Below are 1,409 nucleotides of genomic sequence, written 5' to 3' on the forward strand. Positions count from 1 at the left end.
CAAGCAGCAGGAGGGCGGCATGGGCGGCCAGGGCATCGACCCCATGTAGCAAACCCGCGCGTACACCGGCTGGTGGCCTCCCGCACCCCGACAGGGCCCAGGAGGCCACCAGCCACGCGCAGGGACCCGCCGCGACTGACCCTCTTCGTCGCATTGCGGGACACCGCGCTGCCGATGACGCGCGGAATTGCTGTGCCTCTCAGAAAGGCGGCGGGCCGCTACCCAGCACTCCCACTGACGTTTGGCCCGGCACCAGCTTGCCCTCCAGGACGAACCGGCCCTCCCGCCCGTCCGGCAGCCGCATGACAGCTGTGTCTGACGTCAGTACCTTGAACATGTCGGCGTCCTCGTAGCCGGACAGTTGGCCGCTCCAGATCTTCGTCTGGTCGCGTGCCCTGACAGACAAGTCGGCCTGCATAGTGGCTTCGACGTCGCTGCCGACTACGGTCACGGGCCCCTGGTAGGTCGTCATGATCCCAGTATGGACCCATTGGCGCCGCCCCGAGCGCGCCCGGGCCTCGCCCCCCGCAGTCATAAGAATTCACCACCACCCCACCAGGCTCTCCACCCATCCCGGAGCTTGGGAAAACGGTCGTCACCTGGCTGCCCTTGGGAGGGCCAGCGCCTGCCCGACGCCGGCCCTCATCATGACGTTGAGCCAGGCCGCTTACCCGGCGTTGCGGTGGAGGTCCCGCACATCAGCACCACTGGCAGTCAGGGTGCCGTCCTGCTGCTCATAGTGGGACAGAGCAAGCCCCAGCCCGAAAAAGGTGGGCGCCCACTCGCCAACGAAGAGCCCCCAACGGTCCGCTCGGGCCAGGCCGGTGCCGGGTTCCATCTTGAGCGATCCGGCCCAGACCGCGACGGTGAGGCCGATGGAGGCGAGTGCGGCGGTGTAGGCGTGTTCGCTGCGCATGCCCATGTCGTGCAGCTTTTGGATAACCATGGCGTGCTCCGTTCAGTGGCGTGGTTCGACGACCCCCCAAACGTTCCGATCTACCGTCACACGAAAAACGCCGGGCCGCCGCCTGGTGCGTAGGCCGGCGGCCTCGGGTCTGTCGCGGAGGTGCACCATGGGCTGCCCCATCTGGTCCGGCGCCGTCTCGTGCGGCCTGGTCACGTCTCCGAACCAGCTCCAGCACCCTCAGCCGCCCGCCCCGTGCCCCGTACGGGAGGCAGCGTCGGGTGCTCCCGGCCCGCGGAGCTACTTACGGGGGGGCGTAGTGGTGTCTGGCCCAGGCAGGAAGGGCGACCCATACGGTGTTCAGCCAGGCGGCGATGGCGGCGGTCAGCCAGGCGGCGAGAGTGTCGGCGAGCGCCACGCGCAGCAGTAGGAGCAGGGTCAGGGCGGAGGTCGCCGCAAGCATGGCCAGACCGGTCTTGGCCATGCGGGAGGCCAGGGCAACGGC

The 1,409-nt window shown here is 68.9% G+C and carries 3 protein-coding genes; all 3 read right to left on the reverse strand.

Going from position 1 to position 1,409, the window contains the following annotated elements; translation table 11 throughout:
- Positions 1-199: 199 nt before the first annotated feature.
- Positions 200-472, reverse strand: coding sequence for a hypothetical protein (locus QMK30_RS38255; protein WP_283522936.1), 273 nt, complete (start codon positions 470-472; stop codon positions 200-202).
- Positions 473-667: 195 nt separating this feature from the next.
- On the reverse strand, positions 668-946 hold the full coding sequence (locus QMK30_RS38260) for a hypothetical protein (protein ID WP_283522937.1): 279 nt from the start codon (positions 944-946) through the stop codon (positions 668-670).
- A gap of 262 nt (positions 947-1,208) precedes the next feature.
- On the reverse strand, positions 1,209-1,409 hold a 201-nt coding region (locus QMK30_RS38265; protein WP_283522938.1), incomplete at its 5' end, for a DUF6328 family protein.

The sequence above is a fragment of the Streptomyces sp. H27-C3 genome (assembly GCF_030063415.1).
Classification (GTDB): domain Bacteria; phylum Actinomycetota; class Actinomycetes; order Streptomycetales; family Streptomycetaceae; genus Streptomyces.

Bases quoted from the DNA above. Each gene is read 5' to 3' on its own strand.
- QMK30_RS38260 (WP_283522937.1), bottom strand. From the start codon at position 946: ATGGTTATCCAAAAGCTGCACGACATGGGCATGCGCAGCGAACACGCC.
- QMK30_RS38255 (WP_283522936.1), bottom strand. From the start codon at position 472: ATGACGACCTACCAGGGGCCCGTGACCGTAGTCGGCAGCGACGTCGAA.